We start from the raw sequence: 1,349 nt of genomic DNA, 5'->3' as shown, positions 1-1,349 counted from the left end.
TGAATTAGTAAGGACTTCCCCGGTCTGCGGATCGTCACCGTCTGGTGCGATCATGGCTGGTGCAACGCAACCTTCCACAAAGGGGGAAGTCATGGACAAGATTACTCGTGTTGGCGTGGATCTGGCGAAGAACGTCATGCAACTTCATGCCGTTGATTGCACCGAGCACGTTGTCGTGCGCAGGGCCATTGCACGTGAGCGGTTCGTGAGCTGGTTTGCCAATCTGGAGCCGTGCCTAGTCGCCATGGAAGCGTGCAGCGCGGCGCACTACTGGGCGCGCAAGCTGCGCGCGCTCGGACATGACGTGCGACTGATTCCACCGCAATTTGCCGCTCCCTACCGCAAAGGCGGTGCCCGCGTGAAGAATGACGCAGTCGATGCAGAAGCGATCTGCGAAGCCGCCAGCCGCCCGCACATGCGGTTCGTGCCGATCAAGACACCTGCCCAGCAAAGCGTGCTGGTGCTCCATCGCATGCGCACGGGATTTATCGAGGAGCGCACCGCGCTGGTGAACCGACTACGCGGATTGCTGGCCGAGTTCGGCGTCTTCCTGCCGCAAGGCATCCACCAGTTGCGCAAGCACTTCGTTGACCGCGTCGAGGATGGCAGTAACGAACTCGCCGCCCCGGCCCGAGAAGCCCTGATGCATGGGTTGGCCCAATGGCAGGCGCTCGACGATGAAATTGCCTGGCTTGACACGCAGATCGCGCGGCACGTCAGCGATGATCCCCAAGCACAGCGGTGCATGAAGGTCTGCGGCGTGGGCCGGCTGACAGCATCCGCAGCAGTCGCTACGGTCATCGACGCCCGCCAGTTCAAGAACGGTCGTCAGATGGCGGCCTGGATCGGGCTCGTACCCAAACAGAACAGCAGCGGCGGCAAGCCGCGACTCGGGCGCATCACCAGACAGGGCAACGACTATCTGCGCAGCCTGCTTTACCAAGGCGCGCGATCAGCCATCCAGGCTGCGCACCGACACGACGACCGCCTCTCACGCTGGATCGTCCAGTTGCAGGCGCGCATTGGCTACCACAAGACGCTCGTCGCGGTCGCCAACAAGCACGCCCGCATTCTGTGGGCTGTGCTCGCCAAGGGCGAGCACTTCGATCCCGCATACGTGTGCGCTCGTGCCGCCGCCAAGGCAAGCGGCTGACGCTACATGCCGTTTGAACTGAACCGAACTCCACTCAAGGACGCAACAGGCAAGGATAGCGACAGGTCAGACCGGCAGCGGGCGAACTCGACCGCTCACAAGGCGCTGCACGATGTGCATTCGCCGGGAGATGAACGGAGTCCCGCTGCGCGGTTACTATCCGGGCCCGGGCGCGGCAACGACAGCGCCCAACAAG

1 protein-coding gene is annotated in these 1,349 nt (G+C 63.0%); it reads left to right on the top strand.

The window, feature by feature from the left end; translation table 11 throughout:
• Nucleotides 1-91: 91 nt before the first annotated feature.
• Nucleotides 92-1,153, top strand: a complete 1,062-nt coding sequence (locus M0D64_RS44780; RefSeq protein ID WP_171926248.1) for an IS110 family transposase — start codon at nt 92-94, stop codon at nt 1,151-1,153.
• The last annotated feature ends 196 nt before the right edge of the window (nt 1,154-1,349 follow it).

The organism is Paraburkholderia sp. WS6, from assembly GCF_030464835.1.
GTDB classification, from domain to species: Bacteria; Pseudomonadota; Gammaproteobacteria; order Burkholderiales; family Burkholderiaceae; genus Paraburkholderia; species Paraburkholderia madseniana.
This window is presented reverse-complemented; position numbering and strand designations above follow the sequence as displayed.

What these genes read in the sequence shown, in the direction of transcription:
- M0D64_RS44780 (WP_171926248.1), top strand. Translation starts at nt 92, where the DNA reads ATGGACAAGATTACTCGTGTTGGCGTGGATCTGGCGAAGAACGTCATG.